This window comes from Achromobacter sp. (assembly GCF_049647645.1).
Classification (GTDB): Bacteria; Pseudomonadota; Gammaproteobacteria; order Burkholderiales; family Burkholderiaceae_B; genus Achromobacter.
In genome coordinates, this window is sequence record NZ_JBARYB010000021.1 from 1 (window position 1) to 2,836 (window position 2,836).

5 protein-coding genes and 1 pseudogene are annotated in these 2,836 nt (G+C 70.6%); all 6 read right to left on the reverse strand.

The annotated features are described in order from the left end of the window. A pseudogene (locus tag WBB14_RS02320) lies at positions 1 to 482 on the reverse strand (type II secretion system minor pseudopilin GspK); the annotation flags it as partial. After that, positions 479 to 1,084 (reverse strand): PulJ/GspJ family protein, encoded by a 606-nt coding sequence (locus WBB14_RS02325; protein ID WP_424238398.1) that lies wholly within the window; start codon positions 1,082 to 1,084, stop codon positions 479 to 481. The pseudogene WBB14_RS02320 and the gene WBB14_RS02325, both read right to left, overlap by 4 nt. 2 nt (positions 1,085 to 1,086) lie before the next feature. Next, a complete protein-coding gene (gspI, locus tag WBB14_RS02330) occupies positions 1,087 to 1,488 on the reverse strand; it encodes a type II secretion system minor pseudopilin GspI (protein WP_424238399.1) in 402 nt (133 codons plus the stop codon). After that, the gene (gene gspH / locus WBB14_RS02335; protein ID WP_424238400.1) at positions 1,475 to 1,963 is read right to left on the reverse strand and encodes a type II secretion system minor pseudopilin GspH; all 489 of its coding nucleotides are present in this window, start codon (positions 1,961 to 1,963) and stop codon (positions 1,475 to 1,477) included. The genes gspI and gspH overlap by 14 nt, the downstream gene beginning before the upstream one ends. Beyond that, a complete protein-coding gene (gspG, locus tag WBB14_RS02340) occupies positions 1,935 to 2,363 on the reverse strand; it encodes a type II secretion system major pseudopilin GspG (RefSeq protein WP_013393308.1) in 429 nt (142 codons plus the stop codon). Before gspG ends, gspH begins: the two co-directional genes overlap by 29 nt. Positions 2,364 to 2,496: 133 nt before the next feature. Beyond that, positions 2,497 to 2,836: hypothetical protein (locus tag WBB14_RS02345; protein ID WP_424238401.1), on the reverse strand; the 340-nt coding region annotated here is incomplete at its 5' end.

Consider the following 2,836-nt stretch of genomic DNA (forward strand, 5'->3'; position numbering starts at 1 on the left):
GCCACGGGCTGCGCGGCCGCCATGATCTCGACCATGCGCGCGGCCAGCGCGTCCGGCAGCTGCAGCGCACCCAGCAGCCGGCGCAGCACCAGTTCCTGCTCGGGCTGCGGCACGCCATTGTTCGCCAGGTTGTAGAGGTTGTATTTGCCTTGCTCGTCCTGCACGCGGCCGGAGAACACGGCGACGCGCTCGTCGCCGGGCCGCTCGATGCGGGTGTCGAGTACCGGGGTGGCCCAGATCTGGTCGCCGCGGGTGGTGGATTCGCGCTTGCCGTGGTCGCGCACGATCAGGCGGGCCCAGTCGATGCCGCCGGCCAGCATGGCGCGCGCCTGCACCCGCGCCATTTCATTTTCCACGCGCCGCGTGCTGGCGGTCTGGCGCTGGAACAGGCCGGTGGTCAAGGCCGCGACGATGGCGACGATGATGAGCGCGCTGACGACGGCGGCGCCGCGTTCGCGCCCGGCGGGGCGAGCGGGGCTCATGGCAGCTCCAACACGCGGGTGTAGCGCTCTGGAGTGACGGGAGAGCCTCGCTCCAGAGCGATCTCCAGGCCGCTCGGGGCGGCGGCCAGGCTGGTCTCGCCATCTACCCAGCCGGTCCCTGGTACCCAGGCGCGCAGCTTCAGGGCCCGCGTGCCGGGCAGCAGCAGGATACCTGCGCCCGCGGCCGGCAGTGGACTGCGCGCGGCCGACGGCCCGCTGGCGCGCCACAGGCCGTCCTTGCGCACCTGCCATTGCACGCGCTGCCACAGGCCATTGCCGTCGGGATCGGGGCGCAGGATCTCGAACACCGGGCCGCCGCTTGCGCGGCGCAACAGGCGCAGGCCGCTGGTGTAGGCCTGCGCATCGAGGCCCGCCGGGTCGAAGCCCGGGCCGGTGTAGGACAGTTCGACATCGCGCGCCAGCTGGCCCAGCGTGCGGACGATGGCGTCGATGTCCTCGGCCTGCTCCTCGATGCGGTCGCGGGCGCTGGACACGCTGGCCAGGCCGCGCCAGGCCATCAGGCTGACCAGCGCCATCAGCGCCAGGGCCACCAGCACTTCGATCAGCGTGAAGCCGGCTTGGGATCGGGGAGGGCGGCGCATGGCTATCGCAGGCTGGACAGCAGGCCGTCGAGCTGCAGCAGCACGGCGTCCGCCCGTGGAGCGCCAGCGTCGCGCACCTTGACCGACACCTGGCGAAAACTCCGGTTCATCGAATTCGTAAACTCCATTTCGCATTGCAGCGCCCGGCCGCCTTGCGGACAGGGCGCGCTGCGCGTGCCGGCGCGCGGCAGGGTCTGTTCCAGCCGCAGTTGGGTCAGCGCATTCTGCGCGGCCAGCAGCGCCAGCGTCTTGTCCTGCAGGGCGCGGTTGTTCTCCGCCATGACGCCGGTGGCGCGCAGGGCGGCGCCCATGGCGACGGCGATGATGGCCAGGGCGACCAGCACTTCGATCAGCGTGAAGCCGCGCTGCCGAGCGGGCGGGCGGGGCGGCTCATTGAATTTCATAGCGGCCCGCGGCATCGCGCAGCAGAGTGATGCGGGCTTCTCCCGCGCTCAACGTCAGCGTAATGGGCGCGGCGACCCATTCCGTGTTGAACACCAGCGGCCGGTCCGGATCGAGCCGCAGCTCCACCGGGGCGGTCGACCAGGATTGCGGGCGCAGCACCTCGTCGCGTTCCATCTTGTCCAGGGGCAGGGGCCTGTCTTCCTCGGCGCTGAGTCCCGGCAGCCGTCCCTGACGCTCGAACGACCAGCCCTGGCCGCTGGCCAACCAGCGTATCGGGCGGCCGTCGCTGCGCGCCTCGCTCTGCGCCACCGTGAAGGCGTCCGCCAGGCGCTGGGCGTCGCCGCGCAGCCTGTTTTCGCCACGGCCCACGGACAGGCTCACCATGCTGGCCGCGATCGCCACGATCACCAGCACGACCAGGACTTCGACCAGCGTGAAGCCGCGCTCAGAGTTCCCAGGAACCGATGTCGGCATCGCCGCTTTCTCCGCCGGGCTTGTTGTCGGCGCCGAACGAGAACACATCGATGTCGCCTTTGACGCCAGGGCTCAGGTATTGGTAGGGATGGCCCCAGGGATCGTTGGGCAGCTTGTCCAGGTAGCCGCGCCAGTTGGTCGCGCCGTCGGGCTTCTGCACCAGCGCGCGCAAGCCCTGCGCGGTATTGGGGTAACGGCCGTTGTCCAGGCGATACAGCTTCAGCGCCTGCATGATGCCGGCGATATCCTGGCGCGCGGCGACCTGGCGGGCCTGGTCGGGGCGGTCGAGCACGCGGGGAACGATCAGCGCCGCAAGTATCCCCATGATCACAATCACCACCATGATCTCGATCAGGGTGAAACCTTGCTGGCGGGCAAGCCCGCGCGGTAACTGACGCACTTGATGACTCCGGTCTTTCAGTAGAAGCGGAGGATTGTGGACATGAAATATGACAGCAATACTCACGACGCCGCCAAATAAGCGTAGGCCCGATCCACGCGCATGGCATTCATCGCCGCACGCGCGGCCGCGCTCATTTTTCGCGTGATATGCCGGCGGGCGCGGGCAGTGCGGCCGGCGCGGGCAGGCGGCTGGCGCGCCCGGCCTGCTCCACTGTCACCGCGTCCGCGGCGACCTCGCGCAGCACGATGCCGGGGGCCACTTCGCCGCCCGCGCGCCAGGCCAGCGGCGGGCCGCCGTCGATGCTGAGCACGGCGGCGCCGTCGGCGCCTGCCGCGATCACGCCCAGCACGGTGATCTGCGTGCGCATGGCTTCGTCCTTGCCGAACCACAGCGCGACCGGCGTGTTGTCCGCCGCGCGTGGCGCGGCGGCCGATACCGCCGGGGGCATGGGGCCGGCCTTGGGCGCAAGC

Bases quoted from the DNA above. Each gene is read 5' to 3' on its own strand.
- WBB14_RS02325 (WP_424238398.1), bottom strand. From the start codon at position 1,084: ATGCGCCGCCCTCCCCGATCCCAAGCCGGCTTCACGCTGATCGAAGTG.
- gspI (WP_424238399.1), bottom strand. From the start codon at position 1,488: ATGAAATTCAATGAGCCGCCCCGCCCGCCCGCTCGGCAGCGCGGCTTC.
- gspH (WP_424238400.1), bottom strand. From the start codon at position 1,963: ATGCCGACATCGGTTCCTGGGAACTCTGAGCGCGGCTTCACGCTGGTC.